Origin of the sequence: Variovorax paradoxus, assembly GCF_902712855.1 — a bacterium.
Classification (GTDB): Bacteria; Pseudomonadota; Gammaproteobacteria; order Burkholderiales; family Burkholderiaceae_C; genus Variovorax; species Variovorax paradoxus_Q.
The window spans coordinates 1,174,926-1,198,251 of record NZ_LR743507.1 but is presented as its reverse complement, the minus strand read 5'-3'; the positions used below and the strand labels follow the sequence as shown (position 1 = coordinate 1,198,251).

Below are 23,326 nucleotides of genomic sequence, written 5' to 3'. Positions count from 1 at the left end.
AAGGACAGGGGGCGAGCAGCGACATGTCTAGCCTCCGACCGTGAGGCGCCAGTTGCCGATCAGGTTGAACGGCGCCCAGAAGAAGGGATGGGACATCTTGGGGTCCTTCAGCACCGCGAGCTGTCCGGCCTGCATCGACTTCTGGATGTCTCGACCCTTCGCCAGCTCGCTGTAGAGCGTGCTCATGAGCACGGCGGTGGCGTCGTCCGACACCGGCCACAGCGAGGCGATCAGGCTCGAGCTGCCGGCCGACAGGAACGAGCGCGTGAAGCCCAGCACTTCGTCGCCCTGCGCGATGCGCCCCAGGCCCGACTCGCAGGCCGACAGCGTCACCAGCGCGGTGCCGTCCATCGGCAGGCCGAGAATCTCGTGCGCCTCCAGGAAGTTCTGCTTTCCGCCTTCGTTGGCCAGCAGGATGCGCGAGTACAGCGGATCGACCGCGTCGGCCTCTGCGTGCGCCGCCACGTGCATCAGCGGCGAGCGCGAGGCCACGTCGCGGAACTGCGTCTTGGTGGCGGCCGCGCCCATGTACAGCGTGTTGCGCGGGAACAGTTGCGCGAGCTGCTTCACCTCGGTCTCGGCGCCGGGCAGGTCGTACTTGTCCTCGATGCGTGGATTGCCGAAGGCCACCAGCGAGGCGTTCACGCGCGGCGTGCGCTGCGCCAGCTGCACCGCGATGCTGATCGACGGCGCCACCGCCACCGGATGCGTCTCGATGATGTAGCGGCCGTCGAGCCGCAGCGCCTGGAACGGCAGGTAATGCAAGGGGCCGTGCGGCACGATCACCAGCCGCTGCCCCGGCGCGAGCCCGAGCGGTCCGAGCAGCGCCGCGCCGAGCTTGTCGGCGTTGGTGATGGCCGTGCGGCGGCCGCGCACGATGGAATTGCGGAAGGTCTCGACCAGCTCGTTGAGCTCGTCGCGCCTGACCGCCACCGTCTTCTCGGCGATGCCGGCGGGGCCCACCACCCACACCACGAGGCGGTCGGGCAGCGAGTGGAACTGCACCACGCGCTCGTCCGCCGCCAGCGTGCGCTGCAGCGTGGCGAGGTCGACGGTGTTCGCGGCCTGTTCGCTGATCTTCGCGCGCCCGCGCACCGCATCGAGCAATGCGCGCGACCGGCTGTGCTCGCTCACCTCGAAGGCCTGGCGCGCATCGCCCGCATCGCTGTAGATGGCCACGCCGCGCTCGAACACCGTCTGCAGGTCCGAGAACAGGCCCATCTTCACTTCCTCGCTGCGAAAGCGCGCGCGCACCTTGTCGACGTCGCCCAGCGCGCGGCCCACGGCCTCGGCCGCGGCCTGCTTCTGGCCCAGCGCCAGTTCGCTGCGCGCCACGCCGTCCCAGGCCCAGAGGCGGTAGTACTCGGTGTCCGCGCCCACCTGCCGCGCGGTGAGCTCGCGGTACATGTCGCGCGCCTCGGCCGGCTTGTTCTCGGCCAGCAGCAGCCGCGCGCGGGTGCGGTCGAGCTGCGCGGTGAGCGGCGCGTCCTTCGGCGCCGCCATGGTGCCGAGCACCTCGCGCGCCCGCACGGGGTTGCCCGATTCGATCAGCGCATTCACCAGCGACGCCTGCACCAGCGGCGCATACCGCGCCGAGCTGTTGGCGAGCGCCTCGTCGTAGCTGAGCACTGCGCCCGCGAAGTCGCCGCGGCGCGTGCGCACGTCGCCGATCACCTTCTGCACCGGGCCGACCACCAGCTTGGGGTCGCGCGCCGGATGCCGCAACGCTTCGCGCGCGAACTCCTCCGCCTTCTCGAGCTGCCCCGAGTAGCTGTACACGATCGCCAGGTCGCGGTTGGCCATGGCCATCAGGTTCGGGTCGTTGGTGGCGTTGGCCAGGTGCAGCGCCTTGCTGGCGGCGCGCACGCTCTGGCGAAACTCGCCGGCCTCGGCCAGCGCCACGGCCTGGCTGCAGTACTGGTAGCCCGAGAGCTTCACCGCGTCCTGCCCGTAGAGCACCGCGCCCTCGCTCGTCAACGCGAGCAGCGTGTCGGTGTCGTCCAGGCGTGCCTGCTCCATCCTGCTGGCCGCGGCTTCGGCGTTCGACTCCGCCTGCGCCGAAGCCTGGCGCTGCTGCGCCGATGCCGAAGGACCGAAGCCCAGGAGAAGAATGCCTGCAAGACCGAGCGCTCCTGCCGCAGCCGCACGACGGCGTGCCGGGCGCTCCCATCCCCATCTCGAAAACCAAGCCATTGGACCCCCGCGCGCGGCCCATGGGAGCCCGCCGGAAGCGGGCCGTGGGCGCTGCAGAAGTGCGCGCCGTTCAGGCCTCGTGGGGAAAGTCTAGGAGCGGGGGGTGGCGTGCGCCTATTCGCAATACGGTCTAGCGCGAACGGACTAGGGTGTGTTCACACCAGCTCCGGCGTCGCATCGGACGACGAAAGGAAGGCCTGCCACACGGCGCCGGAAGCGAGGTAAGCAGGCCCTGAACGCTCAGGCGGGCACCGCATCCACATTGGCCCGGTCCCAGTGCCGGTGCTTCGCGATGGCGGCGATGAAGTCGTTGGCCACCTGCGCGGCCGCGCTCGTGTCGCCCATGTTGGTGACCGGCGTGGCCGCCACGATCACGCCCGCGGGTGCATCGGCCGGCTGCGTGCCGGGTTCGATGCCCAGCGTGGAGAGCAGCTGCACGCCCTCGCCAACCGTGCATATCGCCTTGCAGTGCTTGTAGGCTTCCAGCACGAAGTGCACCGCGTCGCCGATGCCCTTCAGGGCCGCCGCGCTGTCGCTGCCCGCGGGCACCAGCACCGCGTCGAACATCACCGAGGGGGTGTTGGCGAAGGTCATGTCGATGTCGATCTGCCGCTTCGAGGCGCTGGCCACCGTGCCCAGGCGCGGGCCGACCACCTTGCATTGCGCACCGGCCTGCTCGAGGGCATCGCGAATCGGCTTGAGCGAGGCCGAGTCGACACCGTCCGCCACGAGGATCGCGACCTTGCGCGTGCGGATGGAGCCGTCGCCGGTGTCGGCCATGCTCAGCGCCGGCGACTCGTCGATCGGCAGCTGGATGCGATGCTCGCGGAAGCCCGCGCGGCCCGAGGCGGCCCTGGCATCGGGCTCGCCGATGCCCAGCGGCTCGGCCACGCGGCGTGCGAGCTTCTCGTCGACATGCGCGAGGTTGTCGACCATGCGCTGGCGGATGGCCGGCACCTCGAGCTTCGACAGCTCGAAGCGGAAGGCCGCGATGATGTGTTCCTTTTCGGCCGCGCTCTGGCTGTTGAAGAACAGCCGCGCCTGCGTGAAGTGGTCGTCGAACGACGGGCTGCGGCGGCGCACCTTGGGCGGATCGATCTCCTCGGGAAACGACTGGAAGCCGTTGCTTCCGCCGTCCACGCGGAACTCCGCGCCGCTGCCCAGGGTGTTGGGCTCGTAGGCGACCTGTCCGCGCGCGATGGTCTGGCGGTGCATGCCGTCGCGCTGCATGTTGTGGAACGGGCAAACGGCCTTGTTGATCGGCAGCTCGTGGAAGTTGGCGCCACCCAGGCGGGAGATCTGCGTGTCGGTGTACGAGAACAGCCGCCCCTGCAGCAGCGGGTCGTTGCTGAAGTCGATGCCAGGCACCACGTGGCCCGGATGGAAGGCCACCTGCTCCGTCTCGGCGAAGAAGTTGTCGGGGTTGCGGTTGAGCACCAGCCGGCCGATCTTCTGCACCGGCACCATCTCCTCGGGAATGAGCTTGGTGGGGTCCAGCAAATCGAAGCCGAGCGAATGCTCCTTGTCCTGCGGGATCATCTGCACGCCGAGCTCCCACTCGGGGAAGTCGCCGTTCTCGATGGCTTCCCAGAGGTCGCGGCGGTGGAAATCGGCATCCTTGCCGGCGATCTTCTGTGCCTCGTCCCATACCAGCCCGTGGATGCCGAGCTTGGGCTTCCAGTGGAACTTCACGAAGTGGCTCTCGCCGCGGCTGTTGATGAAACGGAAGGTGTGGACGCCGAAGCCTTCCATCATGCGCAGGCTGCGCGGGATGGCGCGGTCGCTCATGGCCCACATCAGCATGTGGGTGCTCTCGGGCATCAGCGAGGCGAAATCCCAGAAGGTGTCGTGCGCGCTCGCGGCCTGCGGCATCTCGTGGTGCGGCTCGGGCTTCACGGCGTGGATCAGGTCGGGGAACTTCATCGCGTCCTGGATGAAGAACACCGGCATGTTGTTGCCCACGAGGTCGTAGTTGCCCTCGCGCGTGTAGAACTTGACGGCGAATCCGCGCACGTCGCGCACGGTGTCCGCGGAGCCGCGCGAGCCCGCCACGGTCGAGAAGCGCACGAATACCGGCGTCTTCGCATCGGGGTCCTGCAGGAAGTCGGCGCAGGTGAACTGCGACATCGACTTGTAGACCTGGAAGAAGCCGTGCGCCGCGGAACCGCGCGCATGCACGGCGCGCTCGGGGATGCGCTCGTGGTCGAAGTGCGTGATCTTCTCGCGCAGGATGAAGTCTTCGAGCAGCGTGGGCCCGCGCAAGCCCGCCTTCAGCGAGTTGTGGTTGTCTGGAATCTGCAGGCCCTGGTTGGTGGTCAGGGTCGCCGGATGCTCCACGGTAAAGCCCTCCAGCTGCTGCTGCTTGGCGCTGGCGCCGTCGCTCGCCTTGGAAGCGCTGGTGCGGCGGCCTGCGGCGGCCTTGTTCTGCGGCGTCATCGTGGACCTGGAATCTTTCATGGGAAGGGCGCTCAGCCCATTTCGTTGTTGTCGAGGAACATGTCGAGCACATTGACCAGTGCGACCAGGCAGATGCAGCCGGCAACGGCGGCCACGGCCCACACGAGGATTTCGTCGCCCCACGCGGTGGTGAGCGAGTCGAAAAGCGAAGAAAACTCCATGATTCCCTCCAAGGAAACGGGCTGGGCGAGGTGGCGAAGGCGCATTGCGGTGCAGCGCACCCGGACCGGGCGCAGACTCGCCGCAAGCGAAATGCAAGGTTATGTTTCGCGCCGCATCCGACCCGTAGTGGCCGCCCTCCCCAGACTGTGGGAGAACCCAGGTGTGCGCGGTAGGAGCGCGCCGACAGCGCCACGCCCCCGCCTACGCGGGGTCGCGCGTGTTGACCGCGAGGGATTCGCGCCTTCATCCATACGATTGCCAGAAGGGTGGCACTCATCGTGCTTGTCACCTTGCTTGTTGCCTCCGCGCACCGGCCGCACTGTCCGGATCACCAGGGAAGAAGAGCACCCATGCAGATCAGGATCGGCTTCGACATCGAGCTCGGCGTCACCGCCCCCACGGCGTTGATCTACATGCTGCAGGTCCACCCTTCGCGCGCAGCCGACATACAGGGCGAGGAGAACATCACCATCAGCCCGCCGCTGGCCACCGACTTCTACCTCGACGGCTTCGGCAACCAGTGCGCGCGCGTGCATGTACCGCCCGGCGTGAGCAGCGTGCGCCTGCGCAACGATGCGGTGGTCTACGACACCGGCTGGCCCGACCCGGTGGACCACGGCGCGATCGAGCATGCACCGGCCGACCTGCCGGTGTCCACGCTGCCCTTCCTGCTGCCGAGCCGCTACTGCGAGGTCGACGGCGAGCTGCTGCAGTTCGCCTGGGCCAATTTCCTGAACGTCACGCCGGGCTGGCAGCGGGTGCAGGCGATCTGCGACTTCGTGCACCGGCACCTGCGCTTCGATTACGGGAGCGCGCGCGCCACGCGCACCGCCTTGGAGGGCTTTCGCGAAAGAACGGGCGTGTGCCGGGACTTCGCGCACCTCGCGATCACGTTGTGCCGCTGCATGAACATTCCGGCGCGCTACGTGACCGGTTACCTCGGCGACATCGGCATTCCGCCAGTGCGCTCGCCGATGGATTTCAGCGCGTGGTTCGAGGTGTACCTGGGCAACAGATGGCATACCTTCGATGCGCGCCACAACATCCCGCGCATCGGCCGCATCGTGATCGCCCGCGGCCGTGATGCGGCCGATGTGCCGATCACCATGGTGTTCGGCGAGAACAGCCTGCAGCGCTTCGAGGTTACGACGGAAGAAGTGATGCAGTAGGGCCCGGTCTTGCCCCTTCCCCCTCTGGGGGAAGACTGGGATGGGGGCAAACGGCGCATGCCAGGCGCCGTGCTTCATCGAGCGCCGCGTGCCCCCACCCCTGCCCTCCCCAGCGGGGGAGGGAGAAATACAAGCCTTTCTTGAGATGCCTTGCTCCTTCCCCTCTGGGGAAGGCTGGGATGGGGGTAAGCGGCGCGTGCCAGACGCAGCGCCTCATCGAAAGCCGCGTGCCCCCACCCCTGCCCTCCCCCGGAAGGGCAGGGAGAAAGACGAGCCTCGCCTGAGATGGCTTGCTCCTTCCCCCTCTGGGGGAAGGCTGGGATGGGGGCAAGCGGCGCATGCCAGGCGCAGTGCCTCATCGAAAGCCGCGTGCCCCGACCCTTGCCCTTCCCCAACGGGGGAGGGAGAAATACAAGCCTCGCCTGAGATGCCTTGCCCCTTCCCCCTCTGGGGGAAGGCTGGGATGGGGGCAAGCGGCGCATGCCCGGCGCAGTGCCTCATCGAAGGCCGCTTGCCCCCACCCCTGCCCTCCCCCAGCGGGGGAGGGAGCAAGACCGGATCGCGCTACGGCTCGTAGCCGAGCAGCTTCATCGCCGCCGCCAGACCCTTGCGGCTGCTCTCCATCGCGGTCCACGGTTCGTTGCCCACCTCGAAGCGCTCCGCCGCATTCGCAACGGTCCACTGCGACGCGCTCGTGAGGTCCGGCAGCTCTTCCCACGCCAGCGGCACCGACACGCCGAGCCCCGGCCGCGACCGTGCGGACCAGGCGCTCACCGTGGTCGCGCCGAAGCCGTTGCGCAGATAGTCCACGAAGACCTTGCCCACACGGTTGCGCGGCCCGCTCTTGGCGACGAAGCGCTGCGGGATGGTCTGCGCCAGGTGCACCACCACGGCCTGCGAGAAGCCCTTGACGGTGTCCCAGTCGTACTGGCGGCGCACCGGCACCACCACGTGCAGGCCCTTGCCGCCGCTGGTCTTCAGGAACGAGGGCAGGCCGAGCTCGTCGAGCAGCGTGCGCACCAGCATGGCTGCATCCTGGATCTGCGGCCATGCCACGCCTTCGCCGGGATCGAGATCGAAGGTCATGCGATCGGGCTTGCCGATGGCGCGCGAGGTGGCGTTCCAGGTGTGCAGCTCGATCACGTTCATCTGGGCCGCACCGAGCAGGCCCGTCTTCGTGTCGATCTGCAGCAGCGGTTCGTGGCCGGGGTCGAGCGCGGGGTCGAGCAGCTTCACGCCCGGGATCTCTCGGTTCTGGATGTGCTTCTGGAAGAACAGCTCACCGCCCACGCCGTCGGGCGCGCGTACCAGCGACACCGGCCGCCCGCGCAGGTGCGGCAGCATGAGCGCGGCCACGCTGTCGTAGTAGGCCGCGAGCTGGCCCTTGGTGATGCCGCTGTGCTTGTCGATCACGCGCTCGGCGTGGCTGATCTTGAGGGCCATCGTTGCCTTTGCTCCCGGGGTTTTCTGGGTCTTCGCCGTTGAACTCGCCGCCATGGAGGAAGGTGCAGTGCCGCCGACCGGCTGCGCCCGCTCACGGCGGATGTCGCGCGCGGGCTTGTCGGCGCGCAGGCCCTGGAACACCGAATGGCGCACGCGGTCGTCGCGCGTCCATTCGCCGAACGAGACCTCGGCCACCAGCGTGGGCCTGACCCATTGCGCCTTCACGCCGGCGGGCCGCGGCTCGAAGGGGCACTTGTCGGTGGCGAGCTTGTCCAGCCGCGCCTTGATGTCGGCGAGCCGGTCCGCGTCGAACCCGGTGCCCACGTTGCCGCAGTAGCGCAGCCGGCCCGTGGCCTCGTCGTGCACGCCCAGCAGCAAGGCGCCGAAGCCGGTGCGCGAACCCTTGGGCGCGGTGTAGCCGCCGATCACGAACTCCTGCCGCTGCTGGTTCTTCAGCTTGATCCAGTCGGGCGAGCGGCGCGATACGTACGGCGAGCCCTTGCGCTTGCCGACGATGCCCTCGAAGCCGAGGCTGGCAGAAGAGGCCAGCAGGTCGCGCGGCGACGCCTCGAACGCCTCGCTCAGCCGCAACGGCGCGGGCGGCCGCTTGCCCAGCAGCTTCGCGAGCCGGGCGCGGCGCTCCTCCACCGGGCGTTCGCGCAGGTCCTCGCCGTCGAGAAAAGGCGCATCGAACAGCCAGTAGGTGATGTGCGACGTGGAGCCGCTGTCGAAGGCGTTCTGCAGCGCCTGGAAGTCGGGCGCGCCGTGCTCGCCCTCGACGGTGATCTCGCCGTCGAGCCACGCCGCGCCCGCCGGCAGCCTTGCCAGCGCCTCGGCCAGCGCCGGCAGCTTCGCGGTCCAGTCGTGGCCGTTGCGGGTGAAGCACCGGACCTTGCCCTTGTCGATGCGCGCGAGCAGGCGGTAGCCGTCGAACTTGAGTTCATAAAGCCAGTCGCCGGCCTCGGCGGGGGGTGCCGTGGCGAGGGTGGCGAGCTGGGGCTGCAACGCGTCGGGCAGAGCGGCTTTGCCGGCGGCCTTCTTCACGACCTTCTTCACGACCTGCTTCGCGGCCTTCTTTGCAGTCTTCCCGGAAGCCTGCGCCGCGCCGCCCGCCGCCCTCTCCGCCCTCTTCTTCGGCGGCTGGCCCACCTCGTCCACGTCCAGCCCGGTGATCACGCTTGCGGGCTGTGCCGCGAGCACGTCGTAGTCATCGAGCGGGCGCGCTTCGTCATCGCGCTCCTTGATGAGCAGCCAGGGCTCGTGCGATTCGCCGTCCTTGCCGCGCATGCGCACCAGCGTCCAGTGGCCGTGCAGCTTCTCGCCGCGCAACTCGAACTTGAGCCTGCCGGCCGCGAGCGACTCGCGCGCGTCGCCGACGGGCAGCCAGTCGCCGCGGTCCCACACGATCACGCTGCCGGCGCCGTACTGCTTCGGCGGAATGGTGCCCTCGAAACCGGCGTACGAGATCGGGTGGTCTTCCACGTGCACCGCCATGCGCTTCACGCTGGGGTCTAGGCATGGGCCCTTGGGCACCGCCCAGCTCTTCAGCGTGCCGTCGAGCTCGAGTCGGAAGTCATAGTGCAGATGGCTCGCGTGGTGCTTCTGGATGACGAAGGACAGCGTGCCCTTGCCCCGTTTGCCGCCGGCCCTGGGCTCCGGCGTGCGGCTGAAGTCGCGTTTGTCGTGATAGCGGGCCAGCGCCTGGCGCGCAGAGACGGCGGTCGATGCGGTGGTGCCCATCCGGATCGTCCCCGGTCAGGCGGCGCGGCGGCGGGCCGGCACGGCCTTGGCCGATCGCGCGGCCTTGGCGGGCGGCTTGCGCTTCTTCGCGGCGGCCTTGCGCGCGGGCGGCGCGGCGTCGTCTTCGGCTTCCTCGTCGTCGAAGGCAGAGGCGGACGCCCTGGCCTTGCCGCCGCCCTTGCGCAGGCTGCGCTGCAGCAGTTCGGTGAGATCGATGATCCTGGCGCCGCGGCCTTCGCCGGACGTGTCCTCGGCTGGCTCGGGCTGCGTCACGGTCTCGGTCTGGCCGGCCTTCACCTTGCGGTCGACCAGCCGCAGGATCTCGTCCTTGAACTCGTCCTTGAATTCGCCGGCGTCCCAGTCGGCGCTCATGTCGTCCACGAGCTGCGCGGCCATGGACAGCTCGCGCTCGCTCAGCCCCGCCTTCTTCGCGTTCTCGTCGGGCAGCGGAAGGTCGTCCCACGAACGGATGTCGGTGCCCCAGCGCAGCAGGTTCAGCACCAGCCCCGGTCCCACCGGCACCAGCGCCGCGAGATGCTGCTTGGTCTGGATCACCACGCGCGCCACGCCCACCCGGCCGCTGCGCTGCAGGGTCTCGCGCAGCAGCGCGTACACCTTGGCGCCTCGGTTGATCGGCGCCACGTAGTAGGGCCGCTCCAGGTACACGAAGGGAATGCCGCTGGCCGGCACGAAGGTCTCGATCTCGATGGTCTGCGTGGTCTTGGGATAGGCCGCCGCGATCTCCTTGTCGCTGAGCACTACGTATTCGCCGGGCTCGTACTCGACGCCCTTCACGATCTGCTCGCGCGCGATCTCCTTGCCGGTCTTCTTGTTGATGCGCTTGTAGCCGACCGGGTCCATGGTGCGCCTGTCGAGCCAGTCGAAGTCGATGCCATGGTTGGTGGTGGCCGAGTACAGCGCCACCGGGATGTGGACGAGGCCGAAGCTGATCGCGCCCTTCCAGAGGACGCGGGGTGCGGGGGCTTTTCGAGAGACAGGCATGGGGCGCACTCCTTCGGCCTGCGAATGTGCGCCGCCTGCCGTCCGTGCGGTGTAGGAAAGCGGCCCGAACCCCTTCCGCCGGATGGAGCGGATTCGGGGCGGGCTCAGGCGGCGCCGCTCACCGGCCCGAGCCGACGCTCGCTCGGCCGCGCGAAATAGAACCACTCGGTGCCGGGCAGCGCCACCGCGTTGGGAAACACGATGAAGCCGTCGTCGGGCGCGCTCACCAGCGTGCCGTCGTGGCGCATGCCGACGGGCTCGCCGCGCTGCACTTCGTCGAAGGTGGCCCAGTCGCGCACGAAGCTGTCTTCCTCGTGCAGGCGGTCGGTGACGGCCGCCAGGCGCAGCAGCCGCGGCGGCTGCGCAGGCCCGCCCGACAGGCCCTCGGGCAGCGCAGCCATGCCCAGCAATGCCAGCGTGCGGCGGATGGCGCGCCATGCCACCTCGGGGGCCTGCGGGTCCAGGTGCTGACCGCATTCGAGCGTGACGCCGTAGCCGCCGCAACTGCGGATGTATTCGTTGGTGCCGCGGCCGAAATCGAGCGCCGCCTCGTCGGCCGGCGCCCCGCCCGCGCGCTGCGAGAGGCCGGCGGCGTAGATGTCGAGCCAGCCTTCCACCACCACCGGCGTGCCGATGTGCAGCGCGAGCTGGCCTTCCTCGTACGAGCGGGCGAAGGGCTCCAGCGTGCCGGTGTTGTCGCGCGGGCCGATCATCGAGAAAGCCTCACCTTCGCTCTGGAAGGAATGCAGGTCGAGCAGCACCTCGTGGCGCGCGATGAGCGGCGCCAGCACGTTGGTGACGCGGGCTTCGTAGTCGGCCGGCTCGCCGCTCGGGCGGAACAGGCGGTTGAGGTTGCGCTCGCCCTCGCGCTGCAGGCGGCGGCGTGCCAGCGGGTTCGCGACCGGCACCATGGTGAGCTCGCCGCGCAGCAGCCGCAACGCGCCGCTGCCGAATTCGCCAAGCACGCGCTCGATGCCCAGGGTGCCGGAGATCTCGTCGCCGTGCACGCCGCCCACCACGAGCAGGCGCGGTCCGGGGGTCAGCGAGGCGAACGTGTGGATGCGCAGGCTGTCGGTGGCGACGCCGTCGAAAGGATCGGAGGACATGGCCGGATTATTGCGGCGCCGCGTCCACGAACGCAAAGGTGCTATCCGATCCATAGCATTCGAGCGAGCACCTACAAGGGCAGGCTTGCATGTCCTACCGTGCCAGCCAGGAGGCGGCGGCACGCTGGCCTTCCACGACAAGGAGTACCGCCATGAACACGAAGACCGAGCCCAAGACACAACCCGGGGAACCGGGCAAGGATGCGGAGGGCGGCAAGACCAAGGTGCAGCAGGACGGCGAATCGGCGCCGCGCCTGCCGCACGAGCACGACCAGTCGTCGGACAGCCAGCACACGCAGGACGGGCAGGCGCCCGAAGTGGGACGCAAGGCGCACGACGACGTGGAGCGCGGGATGGTGGACACCGACCGCGGGCCGGTGGCCGACCGCGTCTACAACGACAAGGTGAAGCGCTGAAGGTGCCGCCTGAACGTGCCGGCTGAAGGTGCCGGCTGAACGTGAGGATTGAACGGCGCGGGCGGGGCCGGCCGCGTCAGGCGCCGGCCACGCCGGCGAGCTGCTTGCGCATGTCGGCGATCACCGCGCCGTAGTCCTTCGCGTTGAAGATCGCGCTGCCGGCCACGAAGGTATCGGCGCCGGCCGATGCCACGCGCGCGATGTTGTCGACCTTGATGCCGCCATCGACCTCGAGGCGGATGTCGCGTCCGCTCTGTTCGATGCGCTTGCGCGCGAGTTCGATCTTGCGCAGCGCCGAGTCGATGAAGCTCTGGCCGCCGAAGCCGGGGTTCACGCTCATGATCAGGATCAGGTCGATGTCGTCGATCGCCCAGTCCAGTGCTTCCAGCCCCAGCCCCGGATTGAACACCAGGCCCGCCTTGCAGCCGGCCGCCTTGATGGCCTGGATGCTGCGGTGCGTATGGGGCGAGGAATCGGGGTGGAAGCTGATGTAGTCGGCGCCCGCCTGCGCGAAGGAGGCGGCCAGCGCATCCACCGGATGGATCATCAGGTGCACGTCGATCGGCACCGGCGTGCCGTCCGCGGTCTTGGCGTAGGGCTTGAGGGCCTCGCAGATCATGGGGCCAAAGGTCAGGTTCGGCACGTAGTGGTTGTCCATCACGTCGAAATGGATCCAGTCGGCACCGGCCGCGATCACGTCGGTCAGTTCTTTGCCGAGGTGCGCGAAGTCGGCGGACAGGATGGAGGGCGCGATGCGGAACGGGGTGCTCATAACCCCGGATTCTCGCAGCCGTTCGAAAGTCCGACGAAAGGGCTCCGTTACCATGCGCCCCATGTCAAACAGCCCCTTCAGCGTCCAGGTCGAGCCGCGCTACCTGGCCGACCAATCCTCTGCCAAGGACCACATCTACACGTTTTCGTACACGGTGACCGTCACGAACACGGGGTCGGTGGCAGCGCAGCTGATTGCCCGCCACTGGCTCATCAACGATGCCTCGGGCCATGCGCAGGAGGTCAAGGGCCTCGGCGTGATCGGGCAGCAGCCGCTGCTCGCGCCCGGCGAATCGTTCCGTTACACGAGCGGCTGCCGGCTGCAGGCCCCCAGCGGCACGATGCACGGCAGCTACTTCGTGGTGACCGAGGAAGGCGAGCGCTTCGACGTGCCGATCCCCATGTTCGTGCTCGAGGCGGACGTCGGCGGCGCGCCGGTTTCGCGCGTGCTTCATTAGCACTCCCCCACGCTTCGCGCACTTCGTGTCTCTTATCCTGCCCCCTCGCCGGGGGCGACACCTGCGGCCCGGCGAAGCCGGTTCCGCGGTGTCTCTTCCATCGAATCGCTGAACCCCCGACTCCCATGGCTGCCGCTTCGCGCGACCTGCAGGGGCTGCTTGCCGGCCTCGACCCGACCGCCGATGTGGCGCAGCGCCACATCTGGCTCATCGATCTCTTCGACTGGCTGCGCGGCGACCGTGCCTCGCCGCAAGCGGCGATGGGCCGCGTGCAGCTGCTGCTCGACGCCATCGAGGCGCGCCCCGAGCTGCGCGAACGGATGCGCGCCTGGTGGCGCGTGTTCACGCAGTCGGTCGACCTGACGACGCTGCTGGCCGACTACGGCTTCGCGCCGCGCACGGCCTTCGCCAGCGAGCTGGGCGAACGCCTGCGCCGCAAGATCCTGCCGGGCACGCCGGAGACCACCGACGCGTCGGACCTGTTCCGCATGGTGCTGCCTGGCGTGTTCGACGCCCGCTGGATCGCGCTGCTCGACGAAACACAGCTCTCGCGCATCGGTGCGCTGCTGGCCGGCGCGGCCATCGACGACGACGGCGTGCCGCGCTGGCGCCACACGGTGATGGACGCAGTGACCTACTGCGCCAGCCAGGTCGTGGCGGCCGGCTTCTCGCCCGAGCTGCGCCTGCGCATGAGCGCCGAACTCGGCGCTGCACGGCCCTTCCATGCGCTGATGGCCGACCTGGACCACCTCCGCGAGCAGGTGTTGGCGCAGCCGTGCGACGAAGAGGCGCTGCAGGCGGCCTTCATTGCCTTCCGCGACCGGCTCGACGCCTGCCGCGCGGTAGCCTCGTCGGTCTATACCCACCTGGAGGACAACGGCATCTCGGTGGGCCTGGTGTTCCGGCTGCGCCAGTTGCGCGAGCGCGTGCTGCGCATCCGCGAACTGCTCGACTGCGTGATGGCGCCGCAGCCGGGGCCGAGCGTGGCGCGGCTGGTCGGCCGGCTGGTGCTGGCCGGCGGCGAGCGCAACAGCATTCGCGCGCTGGTCGCATCCAACTCGTCGATGCTGGCGGCCAAGGTGACCGAGCGCAGCGCCGAGACCGGCGAGCACTACATCACCCGCGACCGCGCCAGCTACGCGCAGATGGTGAAGAAGGCCGCGGGCGGCGGCGCGCTGACCTCGATCACCGTGCTGCTGAAGTTCAGCATCTATGCGCTGGGCCTCTCGGCGTTCTGGAGCGGACTGGCTTCGGGCCTGATGTACGCCGCCAGCTTCGTGGCGATCCAGCTGCTGCACCTGACGCTGGCCACCAAGCAGCCGGCCATGACGGCGCCGGCTTTGGCGGCGCGGCTGCGCGACATCAAGTCGGACGCCGCGGTGGGCGCCTTCGTCGACGAGGTCGCGAACCTCGTGCGCTCGCAGGTGGCTGCGGTGCTGGGCAACGTGCTCGTGGTGGTGCCGGCGATGCTGGGCGTGGCGCTGCTGGTGCAGCTGGCGCTCGGACGGCCGCTGCTCGACGCGGCCAACGCCGCGGCCACGCTGAAATCGCTGTCGCTCGCCGGCCCGACCGCGCTTTTCGCGGCAATCACCGGCATCCTGCTGTTTTCGGCCAGCATCGTCGCCGGCTGGACAGAAAACGCCTTTGTCCTGCATCGGCTGGACTCCGCGATGCGTTACAACCCCCGCATCGGCGCATTTCTGGGCGCCGCCCGGGCCCGTCGTTGGGCGGACTTCATGCGCACGCACATCTCAGGCTTCGCCTCCAACATTTCGCTCGGACTCATGCTCGGACTGCTGCCCGCATTCGCGGGTTTCTTCGGGCTCGGGCTGGATGTACGGCACGTGACACTGTCGGCCGGGCAGATCGCCGCGGCCGCGGCCTCCACGGGCCTGGCGGTGCTGGAGCATCCCGCGCTGTGGTGGGCGGTGGCGGCCATCCCGGTCATCGGCGCGCTCAATGTGGGCGTGAGTTTCTATTTCGCTTTTCGGCTGGCGCTGCGCGCGCACAGCGTGAGCCTCGGCGACCGCGCACGCATCCGCAGCGCGATCTGGGCCCGCTGGCGCAGCCGGCCGGTGAGCTTCTTCCTACCTGCATGAACCTGACGAGCTTCTTCAACGATCTGCTGGGCTTCTGGTCCGAATGGGTGCGCCCTTCGGCCGGCCTGCCCACCGTGCTGTGGTCGCTGCTGCTGGCCGCGGCGGCGGCCTCCGGCCATCTCGTCCAACGCTACCTGGGCCTGCCCAAGGTCATCGGCTATTCGCTGGTGGGTGCGGTGGTCGGCTTCGCCGGCTTCGAGGGCGCGATCTGGCCGCTGCGCGGCATCAGCCTCTTCCTGCTGGAACTGGGGGTGGCGGTGGTGCTGTTCGAGGCCGGCGGCCGGCTGCCGCTGCGCTGGTTCCGCCACAACCCGATGGTGCTGGTGCAGAGCCTGGTGGAGGCCACGCTCACCTACTTCGGCGTGTACTGGATATTGACGCTGCTGGGCCTGCCCGAGCCGGTGGCCAACCCGATCGCGCTGATGGCGATCGTCGCCTCGCCCGCGGTGCTGAGCCGCGTGATCATCGACACCCGCGCCGCCGGCCCAGTCACCGAGCGCGCGATGACGCTGGCCACGCTCAACACCTTCTATGCGCTGGCGCTGGGTTATGCGCAGGCCGGGCTGATCGAGCGTGCGCCGCAGACGATGCTGCAGAAGCTCTACCCCGTGGCGGTGGTGCTGGGCCTGTCCTTCGTGGTGGGCGCGATCATGGCGCTGGCCCTGCGGTCGGCGCTGCGGGTGATGAGCCCGACCAGCGAGAACACCTCCATCCTGCTGCTGGCCATCATCGCGGCGGGCGCCGCGCTCACCGCGCACGTGGGCGGCTCGGCGCCGCTGGCCGCGCTCATCGGCGGCGTGCTGCTCAAGACGCTCAATCCCAAGCCGTGGGCCTGGCAGCGCCAACTGGGCACCGCGGCCTCGCTGCTGACCATGCTGATGTTCGTGCTGGTGTCGATCGTGGCGGCGCAGGCCGACTGGACCTTGCCCGTCGCCAGCGTGGTGCTGGCGGTGATCGGCGTGCGCCTGGTCACCAAGATCGCGGGCGTGGCCATTGCCAATCCGGGCAGCGGCGCCAGCTGGAAGCAGGCCTTCTGGGTCGGCTGCGCGATGTCGCCGCTGTCGTCGATCGCGCTGCTCATCGCCTCCAATTTCGCCACCGCCTCGCCGCTGCTGGGCACCATGATCACGCAGGTCGCGCTGCCCTCCATCCTGCTGATGGAAGTGGTGGGCGCGGTGCTTGCCACGGTGGCCATCCACGCGGTCGGCGAGAGTTCGGTGCCCTGGGCGCCCCAGGCATTCAGCACCACCGAGGACACGCAGCGATGAGCACCGCAGCCACACCCCCCTTTGATCCGGACAGCGACGACGTCCGCTCGGCCCCGTTGCCGACCGATCCGGAAAGCCGCACCGTCAAGCTCGAGCCCTTCAACAAGTCGGAGGCGCTGTCGCTGGGCGTGGAGCTGGAGCTGCAGCTGGTCAACACGCACGACTACGACCTGGCCCCCTACGCCGAGGACATGCTGCGCCTGATGGCCCAGACCCCGCTGCCCGGCAGCGTTGTGCCCGAGATGACCTCGAGCATGATCGAGATCTCGACCGACATCTGCCATTCGGCGCAGGACGTGATCACGCAGCTCTCGCCGATCCGCGAGGCACTGATCCGCAATGCCGACAAGCTCAACATCGCCGTGGTCGGCGGCGGCACGCACGCCTTCCAGCAATGGCACGAGCGGCGCATCTACGACAAGCCGCGCTTTCGCGAGCTGTCGGAGCTGTACGGCTACCTGAGCAAGCAGTTCACGATCTTCGGCCAGCATGTGCACATCGGCTGTCCCGATGCCGATGCGGCGCTGCTCATGCTGCACCGCATGTCGCGCTACATCCCGCACTTCATCGCGCTGTCGGCGTCCTCGCCCTTCGTGCAGGGGCAGGACACGCAGTTCGACTCGGCGCGGCTGAACTCGGTGTTCGCCTTCCCCCTGTCGGGCCGCGCGCCCTTCACCACCAGCTGGAAGGAGTTCGAGGCCTACTTCGAGCGCATGACCCGCACCGGCGTCGTGCGCAGCATGAAGGACTTCTACTGGGACATCCGCCCCAAGCCCGAGTTCGGCACCATCGAGATCCGCGTGTTCGACACGCCGCTCACCGTGGAGCGCGCCGCCGCGCTCGCGGGCTACGTGCAGTCGCTGGCCGCATGGTTCCTGCAGGAGCAGCCCTTCGAGCCGAGCGAGGACGACTACCTCGTCTACACCTACAACCGCTTCCAGGCCTGCCGCTTCGGGCTCGACGCGGTGTACGTCGACCCCGCCACCGGCCAGCACATGCCGCTGCGCGACCACATCCTGATGACCATGACCCAGCTCGAATGGCACAGCGAGGCGCTCAACGCCACGCAGGCGCTGGGCGAACTGCGCACCAGCGTCGAAGCCAACCGCAACGACGCGCGCTGGCTGCGCGAGAAGCAGGGCAAGGAACGGCTGCTGGCGGAAGTGGTGCGGCAGGCGGCGTTGAGGTTCCGCGGCGCGGCCTGACGGTTTCGGCTCCTTCCCCTTCGGGGAAGGTTGGGATGGGGGCAGGCAGAGCGCCCAATGGATACGCCGCTTGCCCCCACCCCGCCCTCCCCGGAAGGGAGGAGAGAGACGGCACCCCTTATGCTCCACCCCCATGGGTGAATTCGACCTGATCACACGCTATTTCAAGCGCCCCGCCACGCGCTCCCCGCTCGGCGTGGGCGACGACTGCGCACTGCTCGCGCCCGCACCGGGCATGCAGCTCGCCGTGTCTTCCGACATGCTCGTGGAGGGCCGGCACTTTCTCTCGACCGTCGAGCCGGCGCGGCTAGGCCACAAGGCGCTGGCGGTGAACCTCAGCGACCTCGCCGCGTGCGGCGCCAAGCCGTTGGCCTTCACGCTCGCACTCGCGTTGCCGGGCGTCGACGAGCACTGGTTCGAAGGCTTCTCGCGCGGACTGTTCGCACTGGCCGATGCGCATGGTTGCGAACTGGTGGGCGGCGACACCACGCGCGGTCCGCTCAACATCTGCATCACCGTCTTCGGCGAAGTGCCGGCCGGCGCGGCGCTGCTGCGCTCCGGCGCACGCGCGGGCGACGACATCTGGGTGAGCGGCACGCTGGGCGACGCGCGGCTGGCGCTCGAGGTGTTTCGCGGAACGATCGCGCTCCCGGCCGAGGCCTTCGAGTCGGCGCGCGCCCGCATGGAGCAGCCCACGCCCCGCGTTGCGCTCGGGCAGGCGCTGCGCGGCATTGCCACGTCGGCCGTGGACGTGAGCGACGGACTGATCGGCGACCTGGGCCACATCCTCGCGTCGAGCCGCGTGGGCGCCACGCTCGACGCCGACGCAGCCGCAACCCTGATCGCCGCCGAGGCACCCGGGCTGAGCACCGAGATCCTGCGCACCTGCGCGCTCTCGGGCGGCGACGACTACGAACTGGTCTTCACCGCTCCCGCCTCGTCGCGCGACGCGGTCGAGGAAGCCGCATCGCGCAGCGCCACGCGCGTCACACGCATCGGCCGCATCGAGCCTGATGCCGGCCTGCGCATCGTCGACGCCGCCGGTGCCCCCGTGTCACAACGCTTCGGCTCGTTCGACCACTTCCTCTGAGAAGCCGCGCCCCTCGCGCAGGCCCGCCCCATCCATAAGCCCAAGGAGTCCCGCCAGCCTGCTGGTGCCGCTGGCAATGGGAGGGAAAGCGACACGAAGTGCGCGCATCCTGGGGGCGAGCCAGAAACACCGAGGAACCGGCTCTGCCGGGCCTCTGGTGTTGCCCCCGGTAGGGGGAAGGAGAAGCGGACACGAAGTGCCGCGAAGCCTGGGGGCGAGTTCAGCTACCCGCGCACCATCGACTGCAGCTTGCGCTGCGCGGCATTGATGGCAGCCGACTGGCTGTTCAGCTGCTGCAGCATCTTGTTGAGCTCGGCCTGCACCGCGGGGTCGGTCACGCTCACGCTGCTGCCCGAGATCTGGATCTTCGACTTGTTCTTCTCGAGAAAATCGCCGATGGCCAGCGCGCTGTCGAACACGCTGTCGAGCGCGGGGAACACTTCCTTGAAGGTGCTGGCCGGCGCGGTCACGGTCTTGTCGTAGGCCTTGTCGTAGACCTGCTTCAGGTCGTCGGGCTGCTTGAGCTGCGCGTGCGCGGCGTCGGCCTTGGCGGTCTGCTGGTCGAGCGCGGTGCGCAGGCCGCCCATGCCGTCCTTCGCGGCCTTGAGGTCGTCGCGGCGCGAAGACAGGTCGGCGATGGAACGCAGTGCACCCTTGGCCATGATCTGCGTCATGGGCTGGCTCACCGATTGGTTCATGCCTTCGTTGAAATCGGTGATCACCGCGTAGTGCTGCGCGTAGTCGCCGAACGAGGCCTTCTCCTCGGCCGTGGGTGTTGGCACGCGCAGGCCGGGCTTGTCGATCACGCGGGTCTGCAGGAACGAAATGAAGGCCTTGCGCTGCTCGGCTTCCTTGTTGCCGCAGCCCGCCAGCGCGAAGCTGAAGACAGCGAGGAGGGCCACGGCGCCGAGACGTTGAATGAAGGTTCTCATGGTGCCGCAGCTCCCTGTTGTATGTTGAGCGAAAAATTATAGGGAGCGCTTCAGTGCCTCGATGAAGGCGCGCGCCGCGGCCGAGAGCGAATGGCCGCGCTTGGTGACGATAGAAATGTCGCGCGCCACGCGCGGCGAGCTCAGCATCTTGATGACCAGCGACGGGTCGGCCTCGGCCCGCGCGAAGGCCGACGGCATGATCGACGCGCCCATGCCGGCCGCGGTCATCCAGATGGCGGTGGACAGGAACGACACCTCGTTCACCACGTCGAGCGCCACGCCCGCCTCGGCCGCGGTGCCGTCGATGAGCGGGCGCACGCCGTAGCCCGGTCGCACGGTGATGAGCGGGTGGTGTGCGAGGTCGCTCCAGCGCACCACGCGGGCACCGGCCAGGGGATGGTCGTCACGGCAGACCAGCGCGAGGTGGTCGCGCATGAGCCGCTGCACCTCCACCTCGGCGCCAGGCCGCTCCGGCGTGCCGATGCCGAAGTCGACATGCTCGCCGAGGATGCGCGCGATGAACTGGTCGGGCGCGCAGTCGTTCACCAGGATGCGCACGCCGGGATGCTGCGCGGTGAACGCGCGCACCGCCTCGGGCAGCAGGAAACCCGCGAGCGTCGGCGTGATGGCCAGCGTGACGCGGCCGCGCTCCAGCGTGGCGAGTTCGCGGAAGTCGGCGGACAGCGAATCGACGTCGCGCAGGATGCGCTCGACCGTCACCATCATCTGCTCGCCTGCGGCAGTGGCCTTCAGCGAACGCGTGGTGCGGTCGAACAGGCGCGTCTCGAGCCCTTCCTCGAGCTGGCGGATCAGCATGCTCACCGCCGACTGCGTGACGAACAGCTTCTGCGCCGCCGCGCTGAGCTTCTTCAGCTGGTAGACGGCGAGGAATGCACGCAGCTGGCGTATCGTAGGACTGAAGTTCGCATTCATCAGGAAAGATGATATTTCATTCGAAATTTCTTGATTTACGAATGAATGGCGCAAGCGTTCAATCCGGCGGCAGAACCGAACACAACAACGCAAGGAGCCGCGATGACCGCACCCCTGGCCGGCGGGACGAACGCACGCCGCCGGCAGCTGACGCTCGCTGCCGCCGGCGCGCTGCTGGGCCGCACGGCTTTCGCGCAGGTGCCCGCGGCGCCGGCGTCGGCCGCGGACTTCCCAAACAGGCCGATCCGCATCGTCGTGACCTTCCCGCCGGGCGGCAGCGCGGACGCGGTGCTGCGCCTGATGGTGCCGCGGCTCAACGAGAAGCTGGGCCAGCCGGTAGTGATCGACAACAAGCCCGGAGCCGGTGGCAACGTGGGCCTCTCGCTGGTGGCCAAGTCGCCGCCGGACGGCTACTCGCTGGGTCTTGGCGCGGCCGGCGCGCTCACCGCGAACGTGAGCCTCTACCCGCAGATGCCTTTCGACCCGGTGAAGGACTTCAAGCCCGTGGGCATGGTCGCGGCCATTCCCTTCGTGATCGTGGGGCATCCGTCGATCGCCGCGCGCACGCAGCGCGAGCTGATCGCGCTGGCCAAGGCGAAGCCGGGTTCTCTGTCGATCGGCCACGGCGGCAACGGCACGGCCATGCACCTGTCGGCGGCGCTGTTCGCGCAGATGGCCGACGTGAAGCTGGTCGAGGTGCCCTACCGCGGCTCGGGCCCTGCCGCGCTCGACGCGATGGCCGGGCAGATACCGCTGGCGCTGGTCGACCTGCCGGCCTCGCTGCAGCAGATCAAGGCCGGCAAGCTGGTGGCCTTCGCGGTGACGAGCGCGCAGCGCGTGCCGATGCTGCCGGACGTGCCCACGGTGGCCGAGGCCGGCCTGCCGGGCTACGACTCCACCGGCTGGTTCGGCGTGGTGGCGCCGGCCGGCACGCCCGCGCCCGTCGTGATGCGGCTCAACGCAGAGATCAACGCCGCACTGGCCGACGAGCAGATCAAGGCGTCGGTCCGCAACCTCGGCGCCGAACCCGCGCCGACCAGTGCGGATGTCTTCGAGGCGTACATCCAGTCCGAGACGAAGAAGTGGGCCAGGGTGATCCAGGCGGCGCACATCCGTCTCGACTGACCGCACCCGCCCGTTCATTGCCCTTGCGCCCATCGACATGCCCGACAACACCGCAGCACTGAAAGCCGACGTGATGATCGTCGGCGCCGGCCCCGTGGGCCTCACCCTGGCCATGGACCTCGCGTCGCGCGGCGTGTCGGTGGTCATCTGCGAGACGCGCCGCTTCGCCGAGCCGCCGAACGTCAAGTGCAACCACGTGGCCTCGCGCACCATGGAGCAGTTCCGCCGGCTGGGCGTGGCGCAGAAGCTGCGCGACGCGGGGCTGCCGGCCGACCATCCGAACGACGTGGTGTTCCGCACCAGCGTCACCGGCACGGAGCTCACGCGCATCCCCATTCCGTGCCGGCGCGACCGCTACACCGAGACCGAGGGCCCCGATGCGTGGTGGCCGACGCCCGAGCCGCCACACCGCATCAACCAGATCTATCTCGAGCCGATCCTGCTGAAGCACACTGCCGCGCTGCCGGGCGTGCAGCTGCTCAACCGCACGCGCTTCGAGGCCTTCACGCAGGACTTCGACGGCGTCTGCGCGGTGGTGAGCAACATGGACGACAGCACGATGCGCACCATCCGTTGCCGCTACATGGTGGGCTGCGACGGCGGCAGCTCGGTGGTGCGCAAGCAGATCGGCGCGAAGCTCGAGGGCACGGCGGTGATCCAGCGCGTGCAGTCGACCTTCATCCGCGCGCCGAAGCTGCGCGCCATGATCCCGGGCAAGCCGGCGTGGTCGTACTACGCGATGAACCCGCGCCGCTGCGGCACGATGTTCGCCATCGACGGGCACGAGACCTGGCTGGTGCACAACCACCTGAACGCGGAGGAGCCCGAGTTCGACTCGGTCGACCGCGACCAGTCGCTGCGCCACATCCTCGGCGTGGGCGCCGACTTCGAATACGAGGTCATCAGCAAGGAGGACTGGGTCGGCCGCCGCCTGGTGTCCAACCGCTTCCGCGAGGGCCGCGTGTTCCTCGCGGGCGACGCGGCGCACCTCTGGGTGCCCTACGCAGGCTACGGCATGAACGCCGGCATTGCCGACGCGCTCAACCTCTCGTGGCTGCTGGGCGCAGTGGTCCAGGGCTGGGGCGACGAGGCCATCCTCGACGCCTACGAGGCCGAGCGGCAGCCGATCACCGAGCAGGTGTCGAAGTTCGCGATGGACCACGCGCAGAAGATGATCCGCGCGCGCCGCGCGGTGCCGCCGAACATCGAGGAGCCCGGGCCCGACGGCGACGCGCTGCGCGCCGACATCGGGCGCGAGGCCTACGAGCTCAACGTGCAGCAGTTCTGCTGCGGCGGCCTGAACTTCGGCTACTTCTACAGCGGCTCGCCGATCATCGTGCCCGACGGGGAACACACGGCGCCGCCCTATTCGATGGGCGAGTTCACGCCGTCGACCGTGCCGGGCTGCCGCGCGCCGCACTTCTGGCTGGCGGACGGCCGCTCGCTCTACGACGCCTTCGGCCCCGGCTACACGCTGCTGCGTTTCGACCGCAGCGTGGACGTGCGGCCGCTCGAGCGCGCCGCGACCGCCTACAGCATGCCCCTCACCGTGCTCGACATCGAGACAGAGGACGTGCCCAAGGCCTACACCCACGCCCTGGTGCTGTGCCGTGCCGACCAGCATGTGGCATGGCGCGGCGCGCACCTGCCGGCCGAGGTCTACGACCTGGTGGGCCTGCTGCGCGGCGAGGGCCCGCGGCTGCGTGCGCGCCGGCGGGCACTGGCCTGGGAAGGCGTGATCGCCTGAGCCTGCGGCT

At 69.1% G+C, this 23,326-nt stretch carries 18 protein-coding genes; 9 read left to right on the top strand and 9 right to left on the bottom strand.

Features of this window, described 5'->3' with window-relative positions:
• Window positions 1-27: 27 nt before the first annotated feature.
• From AACL56_RS05525 to AACL56_RS05515, 3 genes are all read right to left on the bottom strand, one after another.
• Window positions 28-2,193, bottom strand: coding sequence for a CHAT domain-containing tetratricopeptide repeat protein (locus tag AACL56_RS05525; RefSeq protein ID WP_339088821.1), 2,166 nt, complete (start codon window positions 2,191-2,193; stop codon window positions 28-30).
• Window positions 2,194-2,433: 240 nt separating this feature from the next.
• Window positions 2,434-4,629, bottom strand: coding sequence for a catalase HPII (katE, locus tag AACL56_RS05520; protein ID WP_339092804.1), 2,196 nt, complete (start codon window positions 4,627-4,629; stop codon window positions 2,434-2,436).
• Window positions 4,630-4,661: 32 nt separating this feature from the next.
• Complete coding sequence (locus AACL56_RS05515) at window positions 4,662-4,811, bottom strand: hypothetical protein (RefSeq protein ID WP_339088820.1); 150 nt, start codon at window positions 4,809-4,811, stop codon at window positions 4,662-4,664.
• Window positions 4,812-5,162: 351 nt separating this feature from the next.
• Here AACL56_RS05515 and AACL56_RS05510 point away from each other — a divergent pair, with 351 nt between their 5' ends.
• Entirely contained in the window at window positions 5,163-5,981 is an 819-nt protein-coding gene (locus AACL56_RS05510) for a transglutaminase-like domain-containing protein (protein ID WP_339088819.1), read from the top strand.
• Window positions 5,982-6,545: 564 nt separating this feature from the next.
• Here the strand turns inward: AACL56_RS05510 and ligD are convergent.
• From ligD to AACL56_RS05495, 3 genes are all read right to left on the bottom strand, one after another.
• Window positions 6,546-9,164: a DNA ligase D gene (ligD, locus tag AACL56_RS05505; RefSeq protein ID WP_339088818.1), complete on the bottom strand. Its 2,619-nt coding sequence runs from the start codon at window positions 9,162-9,164 to the stop codon at window positions 6,546-6,548.
• A gap of 15 nt (window positions 9,165-9,179) precedes the next feature.
• Entirely contained in the window at window positions 9,180-10,166 is a 987-nt protein-coding gene (locus tag AACL56_RS05500) for a Ku protein (RefSeq protein ID WP_339088817.1), read from the bottom strand.
• 104 nt (window positions 10,167-10,270) lie between these two features.
• Window positions 10,271-11,272, bottom strand: a complete 1,002-nt coding sequence (locus AACL56_RS05495; RefSeq protein ID WP_339088816.1) for a succinylglutamate desuccinylase/aspartoacylase family protein — start codon at window positions 11,270-11,272, stop codon at window positions 10,271-10,273.
• A gap of 152 nt (window positions 11,273-11,424) precedes the next feature.
• Here AACL56_RS05495 and AACL56_RS05490 point away from each other — a divergent pair, with 152 nt between their 5' ends.
• Entirely contained in the window at window positions 11,425-11,688 is a 264-nt protein-coding gene (locus AACL56_RS05490) for a hypothetical protein (RefSeq protein WP_339088815.1), read from the top strand.
• Between the two features lie 76 nt (window positions 11,689-11,764).
• Here AACL56_RS05490 and rpe read toward each other — a convergent pair whose 3' ends face one another.
• Window positions 11,765-12,460, bottom strand: coding sequence for a ribulose-phosphate 3-epimerase (gene rpe / locus AACL56_RS05485; protein WP_339088814.1), 696 nt, complete (start codon window positions 12,458-12,460; stop codon window positions 11,765-11,767).
• Window positions 12,461-12,521: 61 nt separating this feature from the next.
• Here rpe and apaG point away from each other — a divergent pair, with 61 nt between their 5' ends.
• From apaG to thiL, 5 genes are all read left to right on the top strand, one after another.
• Window positions 12,522-12,917: a Co2+/Mg2+ efflux protein ApaG gene (apaG, locus tag AACL56_RS05480; RefSeq protein WP_093127075.1), complete on the top strand. Its 396-nt coding sequence runs from the start codon at window positions 12,522-12,524 to the stop codon at window positions 12,915-12,917.
• Window positions 12,918-13,042: 125 nt separating this feature from the next.
• Window positions 13,043-15,016, top strand: a complete 1,974-nt coding sequence (locus AACL56_RS05475; RefSeq protein ID WP_339088813.1) for a site-specific recombinase — start codon at window positions 13,043-13,045, stop codon at window positions 15,014-15,016.
• Window positions 15,013-16,284, top strand: a complete 1,272-nt coding sequence (locus AACL56_RS05470) for a cation:proton antiporter (protein ID WP_339088812.1) — start codon at window positions 15,013-15,015, stop codon at window positions 16,282-16,284. Before AACL56_RS05475 ends, AACL56_RS05470 begins: the two co-directional genes overlap by 4 nt.
• Window positions 16,281-17,489, top strand: a complete 1,209-nt coding sequence (locus AACL56_RS05465) for a YbdK family carboxylate-amine ligase (RefSeq protein WP_339088811.1) — start codon at window positions 16,281-16,283, stop codon at window positions 17,487-17,489. The genes AACL56_RS05470 and AACL56_RS05465 overlap by 4 nt, the downstream gene beginning before the upstream one ends.
• A 133-nt stretch (window positions 17,490-17,622) precedes the next feature.
• Entirely contained in the window at window positions 17,623-18,579 is a 957-nt protein-coding gene (thiL, locus tag AACL56_RS05460; protein WP_339088810.1) for a thiamine-phosphate kinase, read from the top strand.
• A gap of 224 nt (window positions 18,580-18,803) precedes the next feature.
• Here thiL and AACL56_RS05455 read toward each other — a convergent pair whose 3' ends face one another.
• The gene (locus AACL56_RS05455; protein ID WP_339088809.1) at window positions 18,804-19,511 is read right to left on the bottom strand and encodes a DUF3053 domain-containing protein; all 708 of its coding nucleotides are present in this window, start codon (window positions 19,509-19,511) and stop codon (window positions 18,804-18,806) included.
• Between the two features lie 36 nt (window positions 19,512-19,547).
• On the bottom strand, window positions 19,548-20,444 hold the full coding sequence (locus AACL56_RS05450) for a LysR family transcriptional regulator (RefSeq protein ID WP_339088808.1): 897 nt from the start codon (window positions 20,442-20,444) through the stop codon (window positions 19,548-19,550).
• A gap of 102 nt (window positions 20,445-20,546) precedes the next feature.
• On the opposite strand from AACL56_RS05450, the gene AACL56_RS05445 reads away from it, so the two are divergent.
• Window positions 20,547-21,569: a Bug family tripartite tricarboxylate transporter substrate binding protein gene (locus AACL56_RS05445; RefSeq protein ID WP_339088807.1), complete on the top strand. Its 1,023-nt coding sequence runs from the start codon at window positions 20,547-20,549 to the stop codon at window positions 21,567-21,569.
• A 37-nt stretch (window positions 21,570-21,606) separates the two neighbouring features.
• Window positions 21,607-23,316 (top strand): FAD-dependent oxidoreductase, encoded by a 1,710-nt coding sequence (locus AACL56_RS05440; RefSeq protein WP_339088806.1) that lies wholly within the window; start codon window positions 21,607-21,609, stop codon window positions 23,314-23,316.
• Window positions 23,317-23,326: the final 10 nt, after the last annotated feature.

Excerpts from the sequence above, each read along its gene's own strand:
- AACL56_RS05525 (WP_339088821.1), bottom strand. The coding sequence starts at position 2,193 with ATGGCTTGGTTTTCGAGATGGGGATGGGAGCGCCCGGCACGCCGTCGT.
- katE (WP_339092804.1), bottom strand. The coding sequence starts at position 4,629 with ATGACGCCGCAGAACAAGGCCGCCGCAGGCCGCCGCACCAGCGCTTCC.
- AACL56_RS05515 (WP_339088820.1), bottom strand. The coding sequence starts at position 4,811 with ATGGAGTTTTCTTCGCTTTTCGACTCGCTCACCACCGCGTGGGGCGAC.
- AACL56_RS05510 (WP_339088819.1), top strand. The coding sequence starts at position 5,163 with ATGCAGATCAGGATCGGCTTCGACATCGAGCTCGGCGTCACCGCCCCC.
- ligD (WP_339088818.1), bottom strand. The coding sequence starts at position 9,164 with ATGGGCACCACCGCATCGACCGCCGTCTCTGCGCGCCAGGCGCTGGCC.
- AACL56_RS05500 (WP_339088817.1), bottom strand. The coding sequence starts at position 10,166 with ATGCCTGTCTCTCGAAAAGCCCCCGCACCCCGCGTCCTCTGGAAGGGC.
- AACL56_RS05495 (WP_339088816.1), bottom strand. The coding sequence starts at position 11,272 with ATGTCCTCCGATCCTTTCGACGGCGTCGCCACCGACAGCCTGCGCATC.
- AACL56_RS05490 (WP_339088815.1), top strand. The coding sequence starts at position 11,425 with ATGAACACGAAGACCGAGCCCAAGACACAACCCGGGGAACCGGGCAAG.
- rpe (WP_339088814.1), bottom strand. The coding sequence starts at position 12,460 with ATGAGCACCCCGTTCCGCATCGCGCCCTCCATCCTGTCCGCCGACTTC.
- apaG (WP_093127075.1), top strand. The coding sequence starts at position 12,522 with ATGTCAAACAGCCCCTTCAGCGTCCAGGTCGAGCCGCGCTACCTGGCC.
- AACL56_RS05475 (WP_339088813.1), top strand. The coding sequence starts at position 13,043 with ATGGCTGCCGCTTCGCGCGACCTGCAGGGGCTGCTTGCCGGCCTCGAC.
- AACL56_RS05470 (WP_339088812.1), top strand. The coding sequence starts at position 15,013 with ATGAACCTGACGAGCTTCTTCAACGATCTGCTGGGCTTCTGGTCCGAA.
- AACL56_RS05465 (WP_339088811.1), top strand. The coding sequence starts at position 16,281 with ATGAGCACCGCAGCCACACCCCCCTTTGATCCGGACAGCGACGACGTC.
- thiL (WP_339088810.1), top strand. The coding sequence starts at position 17,623 with ATGGGTGAATTCGACCTGATCACACGCTATTTCAAGCGCCCCGCCACG.
- AACL56_RS05455 (WP_339088809.1), bottom strand. The coding sequence starts at position 19,511 with ATGAGAACCTTCATTCAACGTCTCGGCGCCGTGGCCCTCCTCGCTGTC.
- AACL56_RS05450 (WP_339088808.1), bottom strand. The coding sequence starts at position 20,444 with ATGAATGCGAACTTCAGTCCTACGATACGCCAGCTGCGTGCATTCCTC.
- AACL56_RS05445 (WP_339088807.1), top strand. The coding sequence starts at position 20,547 with ATGACCGCACCCCTGGCCGGCGGGACGAACGCACGCCGCCGGCAGCTG.
- AACL56_RS05440 (WP_339088806.1), top strand. The coding sequence starts at position 21,607 with ATGCCCGACAACACCGCAGCACTGAAAGCCGACGTGATGATCGTCGGC.